Annotated in this window: 19 protein-coding genes; 15 read left to right on the top strand and 4 right to left on the bottom strand. The window is 68.8% G+C overall.

The window, feature by feature from the left end:
* The first annotated feature begins 3 nt into the window (after positions 1 to 3).
* From JOD27_RS04965 to JOD27_RS04955, 3 genes are read left to right on the top strand one after another with little or no spacing between them, the layout of a single operon-like run.
* The gene (locus JOD27_RS04965; protein ID WP_204760852.1) at positions 4 to 1,044 is read left to right on the top strand and encodes a sugar phosphate isomerase/epimerase family protein; all 1,041 of its coding nucleotides are present in this window, start codon (positions 4 to 6) and stop codon (positions 1,042 to 1,044) included.
* Positions 1,045 to 1,103: 59 nt separating this feature from the next.
* Positions 1,104 to 1,931: an MBL fold metallo-hydrolase gene (locus JOD27_RS04960; RefSeq protein ID WP_204760851.1), complete on the top strand. Its 828-nt coding sequence runs from the start codon at positions 1,104 to 1,106 to the stop codon at positions 1,929 to 1,931.
* 17 nt (positions 1,932 to 1,948) lie between these two features.
* On the top strand, positions 1,949 to 3,604 hold the full coding sequence (locus tag JOD27_RS04955; protein ID WP_204760850.1) for an alpha-keto acid decarboxylase family protein: 1,656 nt from the start codon (positions 1,949 to 1,951) through the stop codon (positions 3,602 to 3,604).
* A 157-nt stretch (positions 3,605 to 3,761) separates the two neighbouring features.
* Here the strand turns inward: JOD27_RS04955 and JOD27_RS44535 are convergent, their stop codons facing one another.
* The gene (locus JOD27_RS44535; protein WP_307829936.1) at positions 3,762 to 3,968 is read right to left on the bottom strand and encodes an NAD(P)/FAD-dependent oxidoreductase; all 207 of its coding nucleotides are present in this window, start codon (positions 3,966 to 3,968) and stop codon (positions 3,762 to 3,764) included.
* Positions 3,969 to 4,027: 59 nt separating this feature from the next.
* On the opposite strand from JOD27_RS44535, the gene JOD27_RS44530 reads away from it, so the two are divergent.
* Complete coding sequence (locus JOD27_RS44530) at positions 4,028 to 4,624, top strand: PucR family transcriptional regulator (protein ID WP_239566323.1); 597 nt, start codon at positions 4,028 to 4,030, stop codon at positions 4,622 to 4,624.
* A 119-nt stretch (positions 4,625 to 4,743) separates the two neighbouring features.
* Here JOD27_RS44530 and JOD27_RS04940 read toward each other — a convergent pair whose 3' ends face one another.
* Entirely contained in the window at positions 4,744 to 5,532 is a 789-nt protein-coding gene (locus JOD27_RS04940) for a hypothetical protein (protein WP_204760847.1), read from the bottom strand.
* Positions 5,533 to 5,696: 164 nt separating this feature from the next.
* Here JOD27_RS04940 and JOD27_RS04935 point away from each other — a divergent pair, with 164 nt between their 5' ends.
* Positions 5,697 to 6,224 carry an RICIN domain-containing protein gene (locus tag JOD27_RS04935; RefSeq protein WP_204760846.1) on the top strand — a complete coding sequence of 176 codons (528 nt, stop codon included), beginning with the start codon at positions 5,697 to 5,699 and terminating at the stop codon, positions 6,222 to 6,224.
* A 71-nt stretch (positions 6,225 to 6,295) separates the two neighbouring features.
* Here the strand turns inward: JOD27_RS04935 and JOD27_RS04930 are convergent, their stop codons facing one another.
* Entirely contained in the window at positions 6,296 to 6,985 is a 690-nt protein-coding gene (locus JOD27_RS04930; RefSeq protein WP_204760845.1) for a LuxR C-terminal-related transcriptional regulator, read from the bottom strand.
* Positions 6,963 to 7,628 (bottom strand): sensor histidine kinase, encoded by a 666-nt coding sequence (locus JOD27_RS04925; protein ID WP_204760844.1) that lies wholly within the window; start codon positions 7,626 to 7,628, stop codon positions 6,963 to 6,965. Before JOD27_RS04925 ends, JOD27_RS04930 begins: the two co-directional genes overlap by 23 nt.
* A gap of 219 nt (positions 7,629 to 7,847) precedes the next feature.
* On the opposite strand from JOD27_RS04925, the gene JOD27_RS04920 reads away from it, so the two are divergent.
* From JOD27_RS04920 to JOD27_RS04875, 10 genes are all read left to right on the top strand, one after another.
* Positions 7,848 to 8,588 carry a polysaccharide deacetylase family protein gene (locus tag JOD27_RS04920; RefSeq protein WP_307829897.1) on the top strand — a complete coding sequence of 247 codons (741 nt, stop codon included), beginning with the start codon at positions 7,848 to 7,850 and terminating at the stop codon, positions 8,586 to 8,588.
* A gap of 8 nt (positions 8,589 to 8,596) precedes the next feature.
* Positions 8,597 to 9,739, top strand: coding sequence for a glycosyltransferase (locus tag JOD27_RS04915; protein ID WP_204760843.1), 1,143 nt, complete (start codon positions 8,597 to 8,599; stop codon positions 9,737 to 9,739).
* A gap of 34 nt (positions 9,740 to 9,773) precedes the next feature.
* Entirely contained in the window at positions 9,774 to 11,063 is a 1,290-nt protein-coding gene (locus JOD27_RS04910) for a carboxylate--amine ligase (protein WP_204760842.1), read from the top strand.
* Positions 11,060 to 12,241 carry an NAD(P)-binding domain-containing protein gene (locus JOD27_RS04905; protein ID WP_204760841.1) on the top strand — a complete coding sequence of 394 codons (1,182 nt, stop codon included), beginning with the start codon at positions 11,060 to 11,062 and terminating at the stop codon, positions 12,239 to 12,241. The genes JOD27_RS04910 and JOD27_RS04905 overlap by 4 nt, the downstream gene beginning before the upstream one ends.
* Entirely contained in the window at positions 12,238 to 13,584 is a 1,347-nt protein-coding gene (locus JOD27_RS04900; protein WP_204760840.1) for a sugar transferase, read from the top strand. Before JOD27_RS04905 ends, JOD27_RS04900 begins: the two co-directional genes overlap by 4 nt.
* Complete coding sequence (locus tag JOD27_RS04895; RefSeq protein ID WP_204760839.1) at positions 13,581 to 14,732, top strand: glycosyltransferase; 1,152 nt, start codon at positions 13,581 to 13,583, stop codon at positions 14,730 to 14,732. The genes JOD27_RS04900 and JOD27_RS04895 overlap by 4 nt, the downstream gene beginning before the upstream one ends.
* Complete coding sequence (locus JOD27_RS04890) at positions 14,716 to 15,465, top strand: response regulator transcription factor (RefSeq protein WP_204760838.1); 750 nt, start codon at positions 14,716 to 14,718, stop codon at positions 15,463 to 15,465. The genes JOD27_RS04895 and JOD27_RS04890 overlap by 17 nt, the downstream gene beginning before the upstream one ends.
* A 158-nt stretch (positions 15,466 to 15,623) precedes the next feature.
* Positions 15,624 to 17,627 (top strand): hypothetical protein, encoded by a 2,004-nt coding sequence (locus JOD27_RS04885; RefSeq protein ID WP_204760837.1) that lies wholly within the window; start codon positions 15,624 to 15,626, stop codon positions 17,625 to 17,627.
* Positions 17,628 to 17,649: 22 nt separating this feature from the next.
* A complete protein-coding gene (gene pelF, locus JOD27_RS04880; RefSeq protein WP_204760836.1) occupies positions 17,650 to 19,095 on the top strand; it encodes a GT4 family glycosyltransferase PelF in 1,446 nt (481 codons plus the stop codon).
* Positions 19,092 to 20,522: a hypothetical protein gene (locus JOD27_RS04875; protein WP_204760835.1), complete on the top strand. Its 1,431-nt coding sequence runs from the start codon at positions 19,092 to 19,094 to the stop codon at positions 20,520 to 20,522. Before pelF ends, JOD27_RS04875 begins: the two co-directional genes overlap by 4 nt.
* Positions 20,523 to 20,527: the final 5 nt, after the last annotated feature.

Below are 20,527 nucleotides of genomic sequence, written 5' to 3'. Positions count from 1 at the left end.
GGAATGAACGCACCGTTCAAGCGAGACGTGTTCTTCAGCTTCTTCATGTTCACGGCCGATCTGAGGCCGGAGGACTCCGGTTACACCAAGATACTGGTCAATCATCTGAAAACCCTCACCGACATGGGGTACGACGGCTTCGACCTGCACATCGCCTCCCAGCCCGCGACCGTCGACCACAAGCTCGAGGTCAAAAGCTATGTCGGCCTCAAGAAGGCATTCGACAAGGCGGGCCTGAAGGACGTGAAGTTCACGACCAATGTCGGGACCACGCGCACCTTCGACCCGACTTCGCCCTATCCGGAACAGCGTAAGCAGGCTCTCGCCTACCTCAAGTCACGCGTCGACATCACCCGCGTCCTGGGCGGCGACTCGATCATGTCCGGGCCGTTCCTCTACCCCTACGGCGTCTTCCCGGTCACGGATGCGAACGAGCCGTTGTGGAGCGACGCGCTCCTGGACTGGATGAGGTCCCGCTATCACTCGGCGCGCTCCGTCTTCGAGGACCTGGCGGAGTACGCCGAGACGAAAGAAGTGAAGCTGGCCATCGAGCCGGTCAAGAGCTGGGAGACACCTCCGCCCAACATGGTCTCGGAGGTGCTGGACTTCCTCGATGAGCTCGGCCGCACGCGGTGTGGCGTGACGATCGACACCGCGCAGGTCGTCATGGAAAGCCAGGGTCCATCGGTCTTCAGGGCCAACGTCGCCCGAGCCGCACAGCGGGGCCGGCTCTACTACGTGCACATCTCCGCACCCGATCGGGGTGCCGTGCAGGACAGCTGGATCCCGTGGAACACCATCCTGAACGAGATCGAGCCCGTCTATCGCGGCCCGTACCTGGTCGAGGTGTTCAACGCGATCCCGCCGTTCGACAGCTCCATGCGAATGGCCCGCCGGCGCTTCTGGCGGCCGGGCGAGGACGACCCGTCGCCCAACGCCGACAGCGCCTACGACGTCGCCGCGGCCGCGTTCAAGGAACTGCAGGACCGGATCACGACTTCCGCTCGAGTCCGCTCCGACCGGTCGCGCCAGGCCGCCACCTAGGCCGAACTTCCTGATGGACCCCGAGCCACATCTCGCCATGACGTCGGGAAGGCCCACGAATGCTGCCCCAAACATCAGAACCGATCGCCATCGTCGCGAAGCAGACGGGTGACGTCCGCATTCACTCGTTCATCTCGTCCTTCACGTACGGCAACATCGCGAACGCCACACACATCATCGAAACCAAGAACAAGCTCGTCCTCGTCGACGCACAGTTCCTGGTTCCCTACGCGAGGGCCTTCCGGGACTACGCGGACAGTCTCGGCAAGCCGATAGACCGGCTCTACGTCTCCCACCGGCACCCTGACCACTGGTTCGGCCTGGGCGTTGGGTTCAGCGACGTCACCGCCTACGCGCTGACCGAGACGATGAGCTTCATCAAGGAACACGGAGAAGACTCGCTGAGTGACCACTGGAAACTCGGCAACCTCGTTCCCGGCCGAGTGGTGGTGCCCGAACAGGTCGTCAGTCCTGGAGACGAGACGATCGACGGGGTGAGGTACGTCTTCGATCTGGTGACAGATACCGAAACCGACTTCCATCTCACCATCAAGCTGCCCGACCTGGGAGTGTATTTCGCCCAGGACCTGGTCTACAGCGGCACCCACCTGTACCTGTCCAAGGACATGGGCCACTGGATCGCGGTCCTCCAGGAAATGCTGCTGGAGGACTACGACCTGTTCCTTCCGGGCCACGGCCTGCCGGCAGACAAGAACGAGGTCGCCCGCAACATCGAGTACCTACTGGCCGCGCGCCAGGCAATCGGCGACGGGCTGACCGGCGACGCCTTCAAGAGTTTCCTGCTTCAGCGGTATCCCGAGCGCAAGTGCCCGGGGATATTCGACATCTACCTACCCCGGCTGTTCGGCAATGCGAGCGACTACTGACTGCGAAGGTGTCGGCCATGCACAAGGGATACACCGTGGGGCAGTACCTGGTGGACCGGCTACGCCAACTAGGGCTGGAGCACCTGTTCTCCATCGCGGGCGACTATTCGATAGAATGGTTGAACCGGTACGTCACACCGAGCGACATCGAGATCGTCGAAGAAGTCAACGAGGTGAATGCCGGCTACGCGGCGGACGGCTACGCGCGACTGAAGGGCATCGGGGCCCTGTGCGTCACCTACTCCGCGGGCGCGTTGTGCGCCGTGAACGCCGTCGCGGGCGCCTACGTCGAGAAGGTGCCGCTCGTGTTGATCAACGGCACACCGAGCATCAAGAAGACTCTCACCTTCGAGCAGACCGGATTCAGCTCGCATCACTTCATCAGCGGACGCGAAACGGATCTCCAGTCGTTCGAGCACATCACCGTCGCCACCGTCCGAGTCGACAACCCCGTCCTCGCACCGTTGGTGATCGACTATGCGCTGACCCAGTGCATGAGCGAACGTCGTCCGATCTACGTGGAGCTGCTCCAGGACATGATCGACCTGGAGTGCGAGCCGCCGAGGGGCGTTCTGCAGCCCGCCAGGATCCTCTCGGACGAGACCAGTCTCGAACAGTCGGTCGCCCAGATCTGCGCAGCACTCGAAAACGCCGAGAACCCCCTGATCTGGGTAGGCGTGGAGATCGACCGGCTCGGGCTGCAACAGCAGACCCTGAGCCTGATCCAGCGACTGAACGTCCCGTTCGTCACGGAACTCATGAGCAAGGCCGTGCTTCCCGAGCATCATCCGCTGTTCGTCGGCGTACTCGACGGCCAGGCGTCGTCGGCCGACGTCACGGAGCTGGCCAAGACGTCCGATTTCATACTCGCCCTCGGCGTGTGGCTGACCGACATCAACTCGTTGGGATGGGAACCGGACTTCGACAAGACGGCGTTCGCGTCGCTGGACGCCGTCAAGTTCGGCACCTATTTCGGCGGACAGGTCGCGTTGGAGCACCTGATCGACGGAATACTGGCGAAACTGGTCGCACCGAGGGTCCGGCACGTGCCGGAGAAGCCGGCTCGCGGGACGTCGGCCGTGAGCCCGGTCGACGAGATCACCTACCAGGGATTCTACGACTTCATCCAACGGTACGTGGACGAGAAGACCATCGTCGGCAGCGATCCGAGCATGAACTACTTCGGCAGCCTGCTGCTCGACGTGCCCAGTCCAGGAGGGTTCGTCGCCCAATCGTCCTACTCGTCGATCGGGTACATCGCACCGGCCGCGACGGGCCTCTGCCTGGCGAAGAAGAGCGATCAGCGGGTCATGGTCTTCTCCGGTGACGGCGGCTTCCAAATGACCGCCCAATGCCTCTCGACCCAGACGCGCTTCGGGCTCGACCCCATCATCTTCGTCATCAACAACGGGGTCTACGGCGTCGAACAGTGGCTTGCCGATTCAACGGTCTTCCACACCGACAAGCCGTTCTACTCGTCCTGCACGCTGCACCCGTGGAACTACAGCAAGCTGTCCGAGGTGTTCGGGTGCCAGGGATGGAAGGCCGGCACGTACGGGGAGCTCGAGGACGCGCTGAAAGGCGCTCTGGCGAACACGAACAGCCCGTCCCTCATCGAGGTCCTGGTACCCGGCAAATCGATTCCGGACAACGCGGACTGGAAGACCCAGTAGCCGGCTGACGGATCCGGGAGGAACGGCGCCTTCGTCCACCTCAGAGGTGGGCGAAGGCGCCGTACCACCCGCCGTGGCCGACCAGCGGCGCGGCCACCACCGGGCAGCCATTCACGCGGGCATCGAACAAGCCCGCGACGGTCATCCGCTCAGCCGATCACCGGAACCGGAACGGGTCCAGCACATTCGGGCGCCGTCCGGTGAGGTAGTACTCCGCCAGCGCTTTCCCGGTCGCCGGTCCCAGCGTCACCCCGAGCATCCCGTGCCCTGTCGCCACGAACACGTTGTCGTGCACCGGAGTCCGGTCGATCACCGGCAGCCCGTCGGCGAGGAACGGCCGGCCGCCGACCCACGGGTCCCGGATCCGGCGCGGCAGGGTCGTCGGGGTCGTCGAACCAGGGCCCGAGGTAGTGTCTGCTCGCCTTGGCGATCGCCACCACCCGCCGCCAGTCCGTCGTGGAGACCTCGGCCGAGCCTTCGTCGGTGCTGCGCCGGTTGCGGAAGGCGTTCGTCGACCCGCAGGACGTGATCGGGCGCGGCGGATCCGGGCGGTTCGTGGTGCTGCACAAGGACAGCGGCTCGATTCCAGCGATCGACCTGGAGTGCTCGGTCGGCGTCGGCGGACGGGCGTGCGGCGTGCCCGCGCTGCATGATTCCTATGTGGACGCTTCGACCGCGCTGTACCTCGCGGCACGGCTGCCGGGCTCGCCGCACGTCGTGCACATCGACGACCTGCGGGTGCACGAACTCGTGGCGGCCTCTGGTGCGCGTTCACGGCTGGTGCGCGCGTTGATCGGCCCGTTGCGGGAGCAACCCGACTGGCCGGTGCTGCGGTCGACGACCGTGCAGTGGTGCGAGAGCGGGTTCAACCTGGTGCGCGCGGCGGCGGCGTTGAGCATCCATCGCAACACGTTGATCTACCGGCTGGGCAAGATCGAGGAAGCCGGGTTGCCGGTCCGAAACCCACGGGCCGCGTTGAAGCTCTACCTCGCCTGCATCGCCGACGCCCTGGACTCGTGAAGGCTGCCCCACCGGCACGACGGACTGGTCCAGCGACCCAACTGTGGTGCACTCGAACTCGTTGCCGATGTTCCTGCGAGCGCACGTCGGTTACGGGGCCGCCAGGAGTCTCTTGACCACTAGGAACAACACCGCACGGTGACGTGCACCGAACGCGCGCCCTCCGGCAACCGCTCGATGGACGGTGATCCACCCGCCGCGGCCAGCTCGTGGAACCGCTCGTCGTCAGCAGCCCCGACCACCACGACGTAAGCCCCGTACATCCCGCGCTCGTCGGGATTGACGTACAGCGTGCTCTTCCACGACGTGCCATCGACGACCACCGGCTGCACGAGGTAGAACCGGCACGCACCGATCGCGTGCAGCAGCAACCACGGTGGCCGCTCCCCCGGCTTCAGCTCGACCGTCCCGCTCGCCTCGACCGAGTCACCCCGCACGATCGTGCCCGCCGCCGGCGCTCCCATCGACAACCCGGGCCCGGCCGCCTGGTCCGGTCTCGCACACGACTGCTTGTGCGGCGGCCGATCCGCCGACGCGGCCGCGACCCCGGCTACCGTGATCACCAGCGCGGCGGCCAGCCATCCCGTGCGCATCTTCCGTTGCGGCGGTTCGGTCACCGCTGGAACGACTTCGGCCACCGCGGGAACGACTTCGACCGGTTGCTCGACCAGCCGCGTGCGGGCCCGCAGCCACACCTCGACGTCGGCTGGTGTCCGGCCCCTGCGTTCCAGTGCCAGACCGCAGACGACCACGATCGTGCGAACCGCCCTCGCATCGACGACTTCATCTTTGTCCGCGATTTTCCGCCCGACCGTGGCGTCCGAGATGCTCTCGGCTCCCCGCCTCCGTGCCTCGGAATCGACGGACAATCGCTCCACCGCCAACGCGGTGACCTCCGCCCTCTTCATGAGGTGTTTCAAAGCGGCACGGAATTCCCGCCACGTGCGCGGGTCACCAGGCAGTTCCACCGGGAGAGCTTCTCACCTGTTCTCAACGCTTCCCAAGCCGTTGACCACCAGGTTCACCCACTCGACAGTCGAGGACGCCCTACAGGTGTGACGAGGGAGGAACCGTGTTCAGAAAATTGTCGGCCGCGCTCGGGGTGATCGCGTTCAGCGTGGTGGCGGGCGCCGGAACAGCGCATGCCGAAGACGACGTGGTGTACATCGTGAGCCGCGCCAACAACCGCTGCCTCGACGCGCCCGCGGAATGGAACGGCGCGAACTACACGCCTATCCAGCTGTGGGACTGCTACCCGCCCACCCAGTACAACCAGATGTGGCGCGTCCACTGGGTCGACAACTACCACTTCCAGCTGATCAACGTCGCCGCCAACCGCTGCCTGTGGGCTCCTGACCGCAACGACGGCACCAGGGTCAGGCTGCTCGACTGCAACTCCAGCCTGACCCAGGTCTGGAAGGCGCTGTCCACGAACACGCCCGGCTACCGCTGGATCATGGGCCAGGACTCGGCCAAGGTCCTCGACGCCGACGCCCACACGACCGGGTCGAACGGGACGCCGGTGCAGCTCTGGTACCTGATCGGAGACGAGACGCAGACGAACCAGCGGTGGACGTTCAAGCACGCCGGCGACTTCTGACGCCGGGCGGGCTGTTGTGAACGCGAGGTCACTCCGCGTGGAGTGACCTCGCGTGCAGACTGCTGCGGGCGTCAGCGCTTCGGACGCGCGGGCGGCCCCTTCTCCAGCCATTCCAGGAGATCCGCACTGTCCACAAGGGAGTTCTGGACCGCGAGCGATGCGGCCTGCAGCCGGGAGTGGACGCCGAGTTTGGTCAGCACCGCCTGGACGTGGGTGCGCACCGTGGCCGCCGACACGCCCAGCCGCTGTGCCATCGCGGCCGTGCTGTAGCCGTGGGCGAGCAAGGCCAGGCATTGCCGTTCCCGCTGGGTCAGGAAGGACGCGAGCCGGAAGGCGTCCATGTCCCGGCCGTGCGGGGCACGATGGCCCGGCGGTGGAGAGAGCAGTTCGACCGGGTCGCCTGCGTAGGCGCTCCGGATGGCGGCGACGAGCGCGGCCAGCCCGCAGGACTTGTGCACGTACCCGGCGGCGCCGGAGGCCATCGCGAAGCCCATGCCCTCCGGGTCGTGGTCCGCGGTCAGCATGATCACCTTGGTCGCGCCGCCTCCGGCGCGGCGGACGTCGGCGATCGCCCGCGTGCCCTCGCCATCGGCGAAATGCCGGTCGAGCAGGCAGAGGTCCGGGCGTTTCTGCGCGACCGCGGTGATAGTCGTGGCGAGTGCCGCTTCGATGGCGAGGATGGTGAAACCCTGCTGGGTCAGCACGGTACCCAGCGCGTCGGCGAACAGCCGGTGGTCGTCACCGATCACTAGTGTGGCCATCGACGACTCCTGCCGCGTTCGGCGATGCGCTGGTGAATTCGAGCCGCACGCTGGTTCCGTGGGGCGAACGCCGCCCGAAGTGCAGTACGGCACCGCCGGCGTCCGCGGCCTCGGACACCACTCGCAGGCCTTGCCCCGTCCAGCCGTGCGGGCCGATGCCGAAACCCGGGCCGTTGTCGGCGACGGTGATCGCGACCGGCGGTCCCTGCTCGGCGGACAGCTCGACCAGCCCGCCCTGGCCGGCGGCACGCACCGCGTTGCCGACGAGGTTCGTGACGATCCGCCACAGCGAAAGCTCGTCGGTGACCAGCCAGACCGGTGCGCCGGGCCGGACAGTCACTTCGGTTCCGCTGGTGTGCTGTGCGACTTCGGCGATCGCGTCGAGCATCGTCAGGACGGCCACCGGGCGCGGTTCGGCGACGTCGCCGGCCGCGTGCTGGACGAGTTCGAGCAGCCGTTCCGTCTCGTCCGCGATCAGGCTCAGCTGGTGGCGCACCCACGCGGGGACTCGCTCCGTGGCCAGCAGGGACTCGGAGAGGCACGACAACGTGAACAGGCCGTGCCCGAGGTCGTGCAGCAGACCGGCGGAATCACGCCATTCGACCGCCCCCGACGGGCGGAATTGGTGAATTTCCGATGTCATGGCAGCCCTCATCCGAATGCATGCGTGCTTTCGAGCTGTCAATCGCAGATTTGTCGCTCTGCGTTACTAGGGTCGTTCGGCCCAACCGACCGGGCACCTTGACCCCCGGCGGGTCTAGAAATCCTCATCCTCGTGAAGGAACCACGACGATGTCCGGACTTCTATCGTCGGCCCACGCTGGCCGCGGCGCGGCCACCACGAGCCGCACCGGGAGATCACGTGACAACCTCCGATTCCGGCATGCCACTGGTGTTGATGTACCACTCGGTGGACCGGTACAGGTCCGATCCGTACCGGATCACGGTCCGGCCGACCCGCTTCGACCAGCAGATGCGCTGGTTGTGGCGGCGCGGGCTGCGTGGCGTGTCGATGCGGCAGTTGCTGGAGGCGCATCGTCAGGGTGCCGCGGCCGGCCTGGTGGGGCTGACCTTCGACGACGGGTACGCGGATTTCCTCGAGCACGTCACGCGGACGCTGTCGTGGTACGGATTCACCGGGACGGTTTTCGCGGTCGCCGGCCGGCTCGGCGGCGTCAACGAATGGGACTCCGACGGCCCGCGAAAGAAGCTCATGACCGCGAAAGCGCTTCGGACCATTGTCACGCTGGGTAACGAGGTGGGTTCGCACGGAATGCTGCATACCCGCCTCCCGACTGCCGGAGATTCCGAAATTTGGACCGAAATAATGCGCAGCCGAACGATTCTGGAATCGATCATCGAAGCCCCGGTGACGGGTTTCTGCTACCCGTACGGCGCGGTGGACGGGCAGACGATCACCGCGGTCCGCGACGCCGGATACGACTACGCGTGCGCGGTCACGCACTCCGACCTCGACGGCAGGTTCGCGATCCCCAGGACCTACGTCGGCGATCGGGACAAGACCCTGCGCCTGACGGCCAAGGTGCTGCGCCACGGACTGGCGATGCGCCGGACCCGGCTCGAGCTCGGCGTACCGGGTTGAGACCGGTGGTGGCCGTCCTGCACGTCATCCAGCCCACTACCGGTGGTGCCGCCGCCTACGTCGCGGCTGCCGTGGCCGAGCAGCGAGCCCGGTCGTGGCGAGTGGCGGTGGCGGCTCCCGGCACCGGGTGGCTCGCGGACACCCTTGCCCGTCAAGGCGTTCCACTCCGGCCCTGGACCGCGACCCGAGATCTGGGCGCGGCGACGGTGCGGGAGACCCTCCAGCTCGCGCGCCTGATCCGCGTCTTCCGGCCCGACGTCGTGCACCTGCACTGTGCCAAGGCGGGTCTCGCCGGCCGGATCGCACTGCGCGGCGCGCTGCCGACGCTGTTCCAGCCGCACGGCTGGTCGTGGCTCGCGACGACCGGTGCGCTGTCGCACCTGGCGCTCGGCTGGGAGCGGTTCGCGACCCGCTGGACCGGCACCGTCGTCTGCGTGGGTGAGGGAGAAGCCCGGCTGGGGCGGCGGTCGGGGATCGGTGGCCGGTTCGCCGTCGTCCGGAACGGAGTGGACCTGAGGCGGTTCCGCCCGGACGGGATGTCCAGACAGCACGCTCGCGCAACAGTCGGAGTCGAGCCCGAGGTGCCGCTGGTGGTCTGTGTCGGGCGCATCTGCCGCCAGAAGGGGCAGGACCTGCTGCTCGCCGAATGGCCACGGGTGCTCGCCCTCCGCCCGGACGCACGGCTCGTCCTGGTCGGTCCGTTCGACGGCACGTGGCCGCGCGACGTGCAGGGAGTGCGTTGTGCCGGCGAGGTCGGCGACGTACGTCCGTGGCTCTACGCGGCGGACGTGGTCGTGCAGCCGTCGCGATGGGAAGGCCTGCCGTTGAGCGCGCTCGAAGCGCTGGCCTGTGGCCGGCCCGTGGTCGCCTCGGACGTCGACGGGCTCGCCGAGGTGGTCCGGCCGGGTACCGGAGCGGCGGTCGCCCCCGCGGCGATCGGTCAGGAGATCCTCCGCCGGCTCGCCGATCCCGCCCGCGCCGAAGCGGAGGGCCGGGCCGGGGCCCAGCTGGTGCGACGGGAGTTCGACGTGCGCGAGACGTTCGCACGCCTCGCCGAGGTGACGGAGACCGCGGCCCGGTCCACGAACCCATGCGTTGGGCATAGGAAACCTCATCCGGTTGAACGAGGCCCTCGCCCGACCGCCGTGTGACTGTCCTCCCACACCAGATCTCCAGGAGCCGTTCATGCCGCAGCCCTGCCCACCCGAACTGGACCGGGACACGCCCGCGCTCGTGCTCAAGCTCGACGCGAACGTGTTCCACCACGGCGGGCTGGGCGTGATCCGGAGCCTGGGACGCCTCGGCGTCGCGGTCTACGCGGTGCAGGAGGAGCGGTTCACCCCGGCCGGTGCGTCGCGGTACCTGCGGGGCGGCTGGGTGTGGCGGCCCGGCACCGAGGACGCGGACCGGGTACTGCTCGGCCTGCTGCGGCTCGCCGACCGGATCGGACGCCGGAGCGTGTTGCTGCCCACCGACGACGCGGGTGCGCTGTTCGTCGCCGAGCACGAAGCAGAACTGCGCGAGGCGTTCCTGTTCCCGAAGCTCGATCCGGGCCTGCCCCGGCAGGTCGCCGACAAGTACGCGCTGTACGAGCTGTGCCGCCGGTTCGGTGTCCCCTGTGCCGCGACGACCCTCGCATCGTCACTCGGCGAGGCCGCGGAATTCCTGAGCACGGCGGGCTTTCCGGTGATCGTCAAGCTCGTCCGGCCGTGGCACGGGCGTGGCAGGCAGCAGCGAAGCACCACTCTCGTGCACACGCGCGAGGAACTCGGCGCGCTGTTCGACCGAGCCGGTGGCACCTCCTTGATGCTCCAGGAGTACCTGCCCGGCGGTGCGGACGCCGACTGGTTCTTCCACGGCTACTGCGACGCGCGCTCGATCTGCCGCCCGGCCTTCACCGGTCGCAAGCGCCGCTCGTACCCGGCGCACGCCGGGCTCACCGCGTTCGGCCGCGCGGAGCCGAACGCCGAACTCGCCGCGGGTGTGCGGGATCTGCTCCTGCGAGTCGGCTACCGCGGGATCATGGATCTCGACCTGCGCCGCGACCCGCGCGACGGCGAGTACAAGCTGCTCGACTTCAACCCGCGCCTGGGTGCGCAGTTCCGGCTGTTCACCGACGACGCCGGGGTGGACGTGGCGGTGGCAGCGCACCTGGACCTCACCGGCCGCGAGATCCCGCAGGGCCGGCCGGTCGACCGCGGTTTCCTCGTCGAGAACTACGACCCGATCGCCGCCGCCGGGTACTGGCGGCGGGGCGAACTGGACCTGCGCGCCTGGCTGCGTTCGTTGCGCGAGGTGGACGAGTTGGCGTGGTTCGCACGCGACGACCTGCGGCCGTTCGGGCTGATGTGCGTCCGCATGGGCTGGCGGGTCCTGCGCCGGCCGTTTCCGCCGGGAAGCAGGTCCCGCACACCGGCGCCGCCGCGGTACCGGCGGGGCAGGGCAGACAGCCACTTGGAAAGGGGAAACCGATGATCGATACCGACGTCGCCGTGGTGGGCGCGGGGCCGTACGGCCTGTCGATCGCCGCGCACCTGCAGGCACTCGGGGTGCGATTCCGCCACTTCGGTGTTCCGATGCAGCTGTGGCGAAGCGCGATGCCCGAGGGGATGTTCCTGAAGTCGCAAGGGTTCGCGTCGAATCTGTCCGACCCGGACGGCAAGCACACGCTGCGCGAGTTCTGCCGCGAAACCGGTCGCGACTACGGCGACTACGGTGTCCCGGTCCCGCTTGACACCTTCATCGCCTACGGCGATTGGTTCCGTCACGCGCACGCGCCCGACCTCGACGAGCGGCTCGTCGAACTGGTCAGCCCCGCGGGAGACCGCTTCGAGCTCGCCGTCGAAGGGGGCGACCTCGTCCGCGCCGGCAAGGTGGTCTTCGCCCCTGGCGTGCAGTACTTCGCCCATCTGCCAAGGGAATTCGCCGGACTGCCAGAGAGCGTGTGCTCGCACAGCTCCGCGCACACCGATCTGAGCGCCTTCCACGGCAAGGACGTGATCGTCGTCGGTGCGGGCCAGTCCGCGCTGGAGTCGGCGACGTTGCTGCACGAGCACGGCGCGAGCGTGCGGCTGGTCGCCCGCGCGGACCGGCTGGTCTGGAACGGCCGGCCGCTCGCACCCGACCGCCCGCTGCTGCAGCGCTGGCGCGAACCGGAAGCGGGGCTCGGATCGGGCTGGTCCACCTGGTTCTACTCGACGCGCCCGCGGCTGTACCGCCGCCTTCCCTCGCGCCTGCGGGTGAACCGGGCACGCACCGCGCTCGGACCGGCCGGCGCGTGGTGGCTGCGTTCGCGGACCGAAGGAGAGTTCCCGGTGCTGCTGGGACGTTCGGTGCTCGGATGCCAGGCCGTCTTCGGCGGGGTGCGGCTTCGGGTGTCGTCACCGGACGGCCTCACGGACCTGGAGACCCAGCACGTCATCGCGGCCACCGGCTACCGGCCTGCCGTGCGGCAGTTGTCGTTCCTGGATCAGGGGCTGCGGGCACGGCTGCGGCTGATCGACGGCGCCCCGTGGGTGGGCCCGGGTTTCCACTCGAACGTGCCCGGCCTGTTCTTCGCCGGACCCGCGGTGGCCGCCTCGTTCGGGCCGGTCATGCGGTTCGTCTACGGCGCGGACTACGCGGCCCGCACCGTTGCGCGGGAACTCGCATGAGCTCCAGGGCGGCCGTCACCCACCCACGTGCGCAAGGCGTGCGGGAACCGGTACACGCCTCGGGCAGGTTCAGCGCCGCGTCCGCGGTGATCCCGGCAGGCGACGCGGTCGCCGTGCTCGTGGCGGCCGGCGTGACAGGGTGGAAGTGGACTGCGATCGCGTACGCGGCCGCGGTGCTCACGGTGCTGCGGTCGTCCGGAACGCAACGGGTGCGGATCTGTCCGCGATTCGGTGAGGAACTGCCCTGGATCGCGCTCGCGGTGGCGGTGCCCGCCGTGCTGATGCGGTCCTGGGTGGACATCGCACTCGTCGTCGCCACCAGCGCGGCGGCGGTGGTGGTCAGGCCGCTTTGCTATGCGGTGCTCCGCGCGGCCCGCCGCCGGCACCGGCTGGCCGAGCCGACGGTGATCATCGGCACCGGAACGCTCGCCGTCGAGCTCGCGGACATCCTGTGCGCCCATGCCGAATTCGGGCTGCGCCCGGTCGGTTTCGTCGACCACCTCCCGCCAGGGCCGGCTGCCGGGCTGCCGTTGCTCGGCGCGCCTGGCGAACTGGCCGCGGTGGTGGCGCGGTACCAGGTTCGGCACGTGATCGTCTGCTTCCCCGCGGTGAGCGACGCCCAACTCGTGCCGATCCTGCGCGCTCGCCGGGCGGCGCGGGTGCACCTGGTGCCACGACTGTACGAGCTGGGCACGACGATCCCCGCGCGGCACCGGGACGAGATCCACGGAATCCCGCTCGTCACCCTCCGGGCGCCGTCGGGAAATCCGGTCACCAAACGGGCTTTCGATCTGGTCGTCGGCACCGCGCTCCTGGTCCTGCTCGCACCGTTGCTGGCGGTTCTGTCGGCCGCGCTGCTGGTCCGGCACGGCCGCCCGGTGCTGTTCCGCCAGATGCGGCTGAGCCGGGACGGCGAGTGCGTGCCCATCCTGAAGTTGCGCACGCTCGACGATCCGGCTCCGGACACGAGCTGGGCAGTGCCGGAATCCGGGAGCCGGCTGCGGTGGTGGCTGCGCGCGACCCATTTCGACGAGCTGCCGCAGCTGTGGTGCGTGTTGCGCGGAGATCTGTCGCTCGTCGGACCACGTCCGGAACGGCCGTACTTCGCCGCCCGCTTCGCCGCCACCATCCCCCGGTACGCGGACCGGCACCGGCTGCCAGGCGGACTGACCGGCTGGGCTCAGGTGCACGGGCTGCACGGTGACACCTCGATCCGCCAACGCGTCCGCTTCGACAACGTCTACGTCGAGCACTGGTCACTGTGGACGGACCTGGTCGTCCTCGTCCGCACCCTCACCACACCGCTGGCCGTCCTGCGCCGATCCGAAGGAGAGCGACAGTGAGAGTTCTGCACATCATCACCGGGTTGGACGTGGGCGGCGCCGAGCTGCAGGTCCGGATGCTGCTCCAGCACACCCGCCACGACGCCGAAGTGCTCGCCCTCTACAACCCCGCCACCGTGGCCGGAATGATCCAGGCGGACGGCGGTCGCGTGCGGGATCTCGGGATGCGGCGCAACACCCAGCTGTCCGCGGTGCTGCGGCTCGCCCGGTTGCTGCGGTCGGAACGGTTCGACGTCGTGCACGTCCACCTCTTCCGCGCCTGCGTTTACGGCCGGGCCGCGGCCTGGCTGGCACGCACCCCGGTCGTGGTGACGAGCGAGCACTCGATCGGCGAGACCCACATCGAGCGCCGCCGCATGACGCTGGGCGTGCGGGCGCTGTACCTGGCGACGGACCTGTTCTCCGACGTGAGTGTCGCGGTGTCGGAAACGGTCCGGCAACGGCTGGTCAAGTGGGGCGTGCGGACACGCAAGATCGTCACGATCCCCAACGGGCTGGAGTTCGGGGAGCTCGCGTTCGACCCGGCCAAGCGCGTGGAAACGCGGCAGCGCCTCGGGATTCCACCGGACGCGTTCGTGCTGGGCGTCATGGGCCGCCTCGACGCCGCGAAGCGGATCGACATCGCGATCCGGGCCGCCGCCCCGCTGCTCGGTGAAAACCGCAAGATGCTGATCGTCGGCCAGGGTGCCGACCGGGAACGGCTGGAGGGGGTCGCGGCCGAAGCCGGAGTGGCCGGCCACGTGATCTTCGCGGGCTATCAGGCCGACGGCGTCGCGATGCTGTCCGCGCTCGACCTGTACGTCTCCACCTCCGCACAGGAAACGTTCGGCCTGTCGGTGCTCGAGGCGCTGGCGAACGGGATGCCGGCGCTGTTCACCGCCTGCCCCGCGCTGGACGGGATCGCCACCGACCGGGCGCGGCAGGTGCCGGACGATGTGTCCGAGTTGCGGGGCGAGATCGCGAAGGAGATCGAAGCCTGGCCGCGTCCGAGGCAGGCGGTGTCCGAGGTGATCGACCGTTACGGCATCGCGTCCGTCGCGGCCAGGATCGACGACCTCTACGAGGGGCTGGCACAACGGAAACGACTGCTGCGGCGCGGTATCCCCGGAGCGAGGAATCGGGAGCGGGACCATGCGAACGCACAATGACTTCCACAACGGCGTGGAGGTAACCGTCAGGCGGCTCGACGCGCCGGATCTGACCCGGATCTTCCTCGTCGACGACCACCAGATGCTGCGGGACGCGCTCGCCGCGCGGCTGTCCCTGGCACCGGGCGTGTGCGTCGTGGGCGGGGCGGCGGTGCACGATCCGTTGCTGCTGGAGCGAATCGCCGCCCTCCGCCCGAACGTCGTGACCGTCGAAATAGGACACTGCGGCGCGGAACCCGCGCAGCTGCTCGACGAACTGGCCGGCGCGATTCCCGACGGACACGTCGTCGCACTCACCGACTGCACGCAGACCAAGCTCGCGGTGACCGCGGCCAGGGCGGGCGTGATCGCCTGGGTGCCCAAGGAAAGCACGATCGACCATCTCATCGGTGTCCTGCGCGCAGCCGGTCTCGGGCAGGCCAGCTACCCGGCGGTTCATCTCGGTGAGGTGCTGCGGGCACTGCGGGCCGACGTCCGCCGCGCGCGCGAGCGCACCGGGCCACTCGACACGCTGAGCCGCCGCGAGCGCGAAGTGCTGGCCAGCATGGTGGAAGGCAAGCGGCGCGCGGAGATCGCGCGCGAACTGAGCGTATCGACCAACACGGTGCGCACGCACACCCACAAGATCCTGACCAAGCTCGGTGTGCGCAGCAGCCTCGACGCGATCCGGATCGCGATGTCGTCGGGAATGCGGCCGCCCTCCGCTTCGCGGGCGAGCGGTCAGAAGTCGTAACCGCAGTAGTCCTGCTTGATGAGTTGTCCCGCCGCGGCGCGGCCTAGCGTCGCAGCAACCGGTTTCGGCCTGCGTGTCCATTCGCCGGGCTTCGACCACGACCCAGAGGGGTTGGCGTGAAACATCCAAGAAGGTGGCGTCCCGCCACCGCTCTGATCATGGCAGCAGTGTGCGTCTGCGGGCTGGGGGCGACGGCGCCCAGCGCCGTCGCGGCGGGCCCGCCGCGCGTCGACCTGAACGTCCTCGTGGTCACCGACGGAACGCCGTGGGTGGAGGCGATTCGCAAGCAGATGGCGTCCGAAGGTGTCGCCGCGACCGTCGTCGATCTCAACGACGGCGCGCGCCCGGCCATCACGAGCTCGTTCCTGGCCGACACCCTCGCCGACGGCACGCCGCACGCGAAGTTCCAGGGCGTGGTGCTGCCGAGCGACTCCCCCTTGGCGTTGTCCTCCGACGAGCGGTCCGCGCTGACCGCCTACGAAACGTCGTATGCGATCCGTGAGGTCGACAGCTTCGTCTACCCGACCCCGAACGTCGGCATGAACACGCCCACCTACGCGGGTTCGCTCGACGGCACGAAGGTCACCGTGACCAGCGCGGCGCGATCGGACGCGTTCCGCTATCTCGGCGGAACCTTCAAGTTCGACGGCACTCCCGGCGGCCCCACCTCGTACGGCTACCTGGGCCAGCCGCTGCCGAACACCGCGACGTCGTCGTTCACACCCATGCTGACCGCGACGATTCCCGGCACCAGCACGACGGCGACGCTCGCCGGCGTCTACACCACCGGAACCCGGCAGCAGCTGGAGATCAGCTTCGGCTACAACTACTTCCAGGGCCAGTTCCGCTACCTCGCGCACGGCATCATCGACTGGGTCACCAAGGGTGTCCACTTCGGATACTGGCGCAACTACTTCAGCGTCCACATCGACGACGTGTTCAGCTACGACGCGATCTGGAGCGACATCGGCAAGTGCACCCCGGGCGACGGAACCTGCCCGCCCGGCACCCCGGAAACCACACCGGTGCGGATGACCGGCTCCGACGTCAACTACGCCGCGCAGTGGCAGCAGCAGAACAACTTCACGCTCGACCTGCTGTACAACGGCGGGGCGTCGGCGCAGTACATCCAGGACAACGGCGGCCTGCTCGACCCGCTGCTGACGTCGTTCCAGCTCTCCGGCCCCAACCGCTTCCGCTGGGTCAACCACACCTACACGCACCCGTTCCTCGGCTGCGTGCAGGACTTCACGGTGATCCCGTGGCGGTGCAGCACCGACGCGGCCGGCAACACCGTCTGGGTCAGCAGCGCCACGATCAACGGCGAGATCAAGAACAACGTCTCGTGGGCGAGGCAGAACGGCATCCCGGTGCGCGGCGGTGAGTTGGTGGCCGGCGAGCACTCCGGCACGTTCATCCTGCCGCAGCAGCCGCTGGACAACCCGAACTTCACCGCGGCGCTCGGTCCCAACGGGATCAAGTGGGTCGGGCTGGACGCCTCACGCGAGCCGAACCTGCGCTCCGTCGGCGCGGCCGCCGGTCTGCCACGGCATCCGATCAACGTGTTCTACAACGTCGCGAAAGAGGCGGACGAGGTCTCGGAGTACAACTGGCTCTACACCTCACAAGCCAACGGCGGCAGCGGGATCTGCGAGAACAACCCGACGACGAGCTGCATCGCGCCGCTGGACCGCAACACCGGCTGGGGCTCTTACATCCTGCCGCAACAGATCCAGATCACGCTCGGATACGTGCTGCAGAACGACCCGCGGCCGTTCTACATGCACCAGAGCAACCTGGTGCAGGACCGGCTGGCCTACCAGGTGATGAGCGGTGTGCTCAGCGCCTATCGGGGCGTCTACAACGCGAACACGCCGGTCGTGAACGCGACGATGACGCAGGAAGGGCAGGCGCTGGCAGCACAGAACGCCTGGGCCAACACGCAGAACGCCGGTGCGGTCTCGGGTTACATCCAGGGCAACACCGTCGTCGTCACCGGTCCCGCGGGCACCCAGGTGCCGATGACCGTGCCGAACCAGACGAAGCTCGGCAACTCGACCTTCGGCAGCCCGTACGCCGGTCAGCGATCCGACTACACGACGCTGGGCACGGCAGGGGCGAAGTTCACGTTGCCGTCCACGCCGTTCCCGACGTCGCCCTAGCGGACCGCGAGGCGGGTTGACGATGAAGATCGCGATGATGACCGAGGGCACCTATCCCCACCAGTTCGGCGGGGTGAGCGTGTGGTGCGACCAACTGGTCCGCGGCATGCCGGAGCACGACTTCCACGTGGTGGCGCTGGTCGCCACCGGGGCCGAACGGCCGGCGTGGGAGCTTCCGGCGAACGTCGCCTCGGTCGTCAGCGTGCCTTTGTGGGGTACCGGTCCGGCCGGGCGCAAGCCTGGCCGGGCCGGGCGGCGCCGGTTCACGCCGCTGGTCGCCGAGCTCGTCGGCGCGTTGATGGACGACTCCCCGGAGGCACCCGCACGCTTCGGCCTGGTGCTGCGGGAGTTGTTCGAGTACGCGCAGGAGGAAAGCCTCAGCGGCGCGTTCGCGACGGAGGAGGCGTTCACCGAGTTCGCGCACCGGTGGCGGGAGCGCTGGCCGGACGGTGCTCCGAGCCGGCCCAGCCTGCACGACATGCTGACCGCGCTGCAGCTGCTCGACCACTCGCTGCGGGCGCTGTCGCATCCACCGGCTCCGGCGGACGTGGTGCACGCGGTGACCAACGGCCTCGGCGTGCTGCCCGCGCTGACCGTCAAGTGGCGGCACGGCCGTCCGATGATCGTCACCGAGCACGGCATCTACCTGCGCGAGCAGTACCTGCACGCCCGCAGGGGGCCGTACCGGTGGCCGGTCAAGGCGCTGTACCTGCGTTTCCTCCACCACCTGTGCGCACTGGGCTACCGCGAGGCGGCCCTGATCACGCCGGGAAACGTCTACAACACCCGGTGGGAACGGCGGCTCGGCGCACGTGCCGAGTCCGTCAAGACCGTCTACAACGGAGTGAACCCGGCCGATTTCCCTGCCTTCGACGAGGAACCGGCGGTGCCCACGATCTCCTGGGTCGGGCGCATCGATCCGATCAAGGACCTGGAGACGCTGATCCGCGCGTTCGCGCTGGTGCATGAGGCCCTGCCGGGAGCGCGGCTGCGCCTGTTCGGCTCGCCACCCGGTGGCCGCGAAGGCTATCTGCAGCAGTGCAGGGAACTCGCGTCCGAACTCGGCGTCGGCGAGGCCACCACGTTCGAAGGCCGGGTCGAGAACATCCGCGACGCCTACGAAGCAGGCCACGTCGTGGTGCTCTCCAGCCTTTCGGAAGGCTTCCCCTACAGCGTGATCGAGGCGATGGCCTGCGGGCGTCCCTGCGTGGCGACCGATGTCGGCGGGGTGAGCGAGGCGATCGCCGACACCGGGCTCGTGGTGCCACCTCGCAACCCCGAAGCGCTTTCCGACGCGTGTCTGGTCCTGCTGCGGGACGCGGAGCTGCGCAGGCGGCTGGGCGCCACGGCCCGCAGCAGGGCGCTCCAGTACTTCACCGTGGACCAGGCGGTCGAAACCTTCGACGACCTCTACGTGCGCGTCGCCGCCGGGCTCATCCCCGGTGGTCCGGACGGAGACGGCCGATGAGCGCCGGAACCCTGTCGGGCCTGCAGCAGCCGGAAGTCACCGGCGCGTTGCTGGACGCCCCGCTCGCCGTCCCCGCTCCGGACGGTGTCGACGAACTGTGCGAGCGGCTCGCCGAGGTGTGCCGGTCGGCGACCGATCCACTGGAGATCGCCGCGTCGCTGGAGTTCGACGGGCTCAACGACCAAGCCGTGCAAGCGAAGTACGGCTTCCCGGACGTGTTCGCGCTCGCCGAGGAGATGCACCGGCGCGTGCCCGTGCGGCCGACCGAACCGGAAAGCCCCCCGGACCCGTGGCGACAGGGCTTCGGCCACCCCGCACTGCACGGCCTCCTCTACAGCCTGCCCGCGGTGTGCTTCCCCGCGGCGACCGGCCTTCTCGGCGGTCCCGGTGCGATCACCGTACTGCTGGTGTCCATGCTGGCGTCCTGGTCGGCCAGCCAGGGACTGGCCTACCTGGGTTACCTGCGACTCGGCCGAGGCGACGACGCCGGCACCAGACACGTGCTGCGCTGGGGGATGCTCGTCCTGCTCGCCGGGGCCGCGGGAGCGGTCTGCGTGGCGGGGACGATCGCCTCCGCGCGGCCGCCGGCGCTGGCTTTCGCTGTCGGCCAAGGGCTGTACCTGCTGAGCGCGACGGTGCTGATGGTGCTGCGGGCCGAACGGCTGATGCTGGTCGTCCTCGCACCCGGATGCCTGGCAGGCGCCGGGTTCCTGGTACTGGGCAAGCCGTCCGGACTCGCGCTGGCGACGGCGTGCGCGCTGGCCGCGACGCCGCTGCTGGGCGCCGCGCTCGCGTTGTGGCTGACTCGCGGTGGCGAACGGAAGGCGTTGTCCGGCAACGAGGTGCTGGCCGCGTTGCCGAGTGCGTTGTTCGGTCTTCTCGCGGCGCTGCTGATCGCTTTCCCGGTGGTGCCGGGCTGGGGTGCCGGCGGATCGGGCGTCAACCCCGGTGCACTGCTGGCCGCGATACCCCTGTCGCTGAGCATGGGCGCCGCCGAGTGGACGTTGTACTGGTACCGCCGCCGCTGCGCGAGGCTGCTTCGCGGCACCGGCCACATCGGCCGGTTCCGCCGCCGGTCCACGTTGATCCTGCTGGCCGCGCTCGCCCAGTACCTGACCGCCACCGTCGTGCTCGTCGCCGCGGTCGTGGCGGGGGCGACGGCACTCGAGCTCGTCGATCCGAAATGGACATCAGCGCCTCAGGTCGTGGCCTACCTGGCGCTCGGCGGTGCGATGTTCCTGGCACTGCTGCTGCAGACGATGGGCTGCCGGCTGGTGCCCCTGGTCGCGTGCGGGGCCGCGTTCGCCGCGGAGTTCACCGGCCGCGGGTTCGGCGTTCCCGCCCAGCTCGTCGCCACCGGTGGGCTGCTGCTGTTCCTCACGTTGTACGCCGTGGCCGTCCTGGGCAAGGCGATCCGGCACGGGTAGGGCAC

It is taken from the genome of Lentzea nigeriaca (assembly GCF_016907955.1).
Taxonomy (GTDB): domain Bacteria; phylum Actinomycetota; class Actinomycetes; order Mycobacteriales; family Pseudonocardiaceae; genus Lentzea; species Lentzea nigeriaca.
The sequence above is the reverse complement of the archived record's forward strand: the minus strand, read 5'-3'. Positions and strand labels throughout refer to the sequence as shown.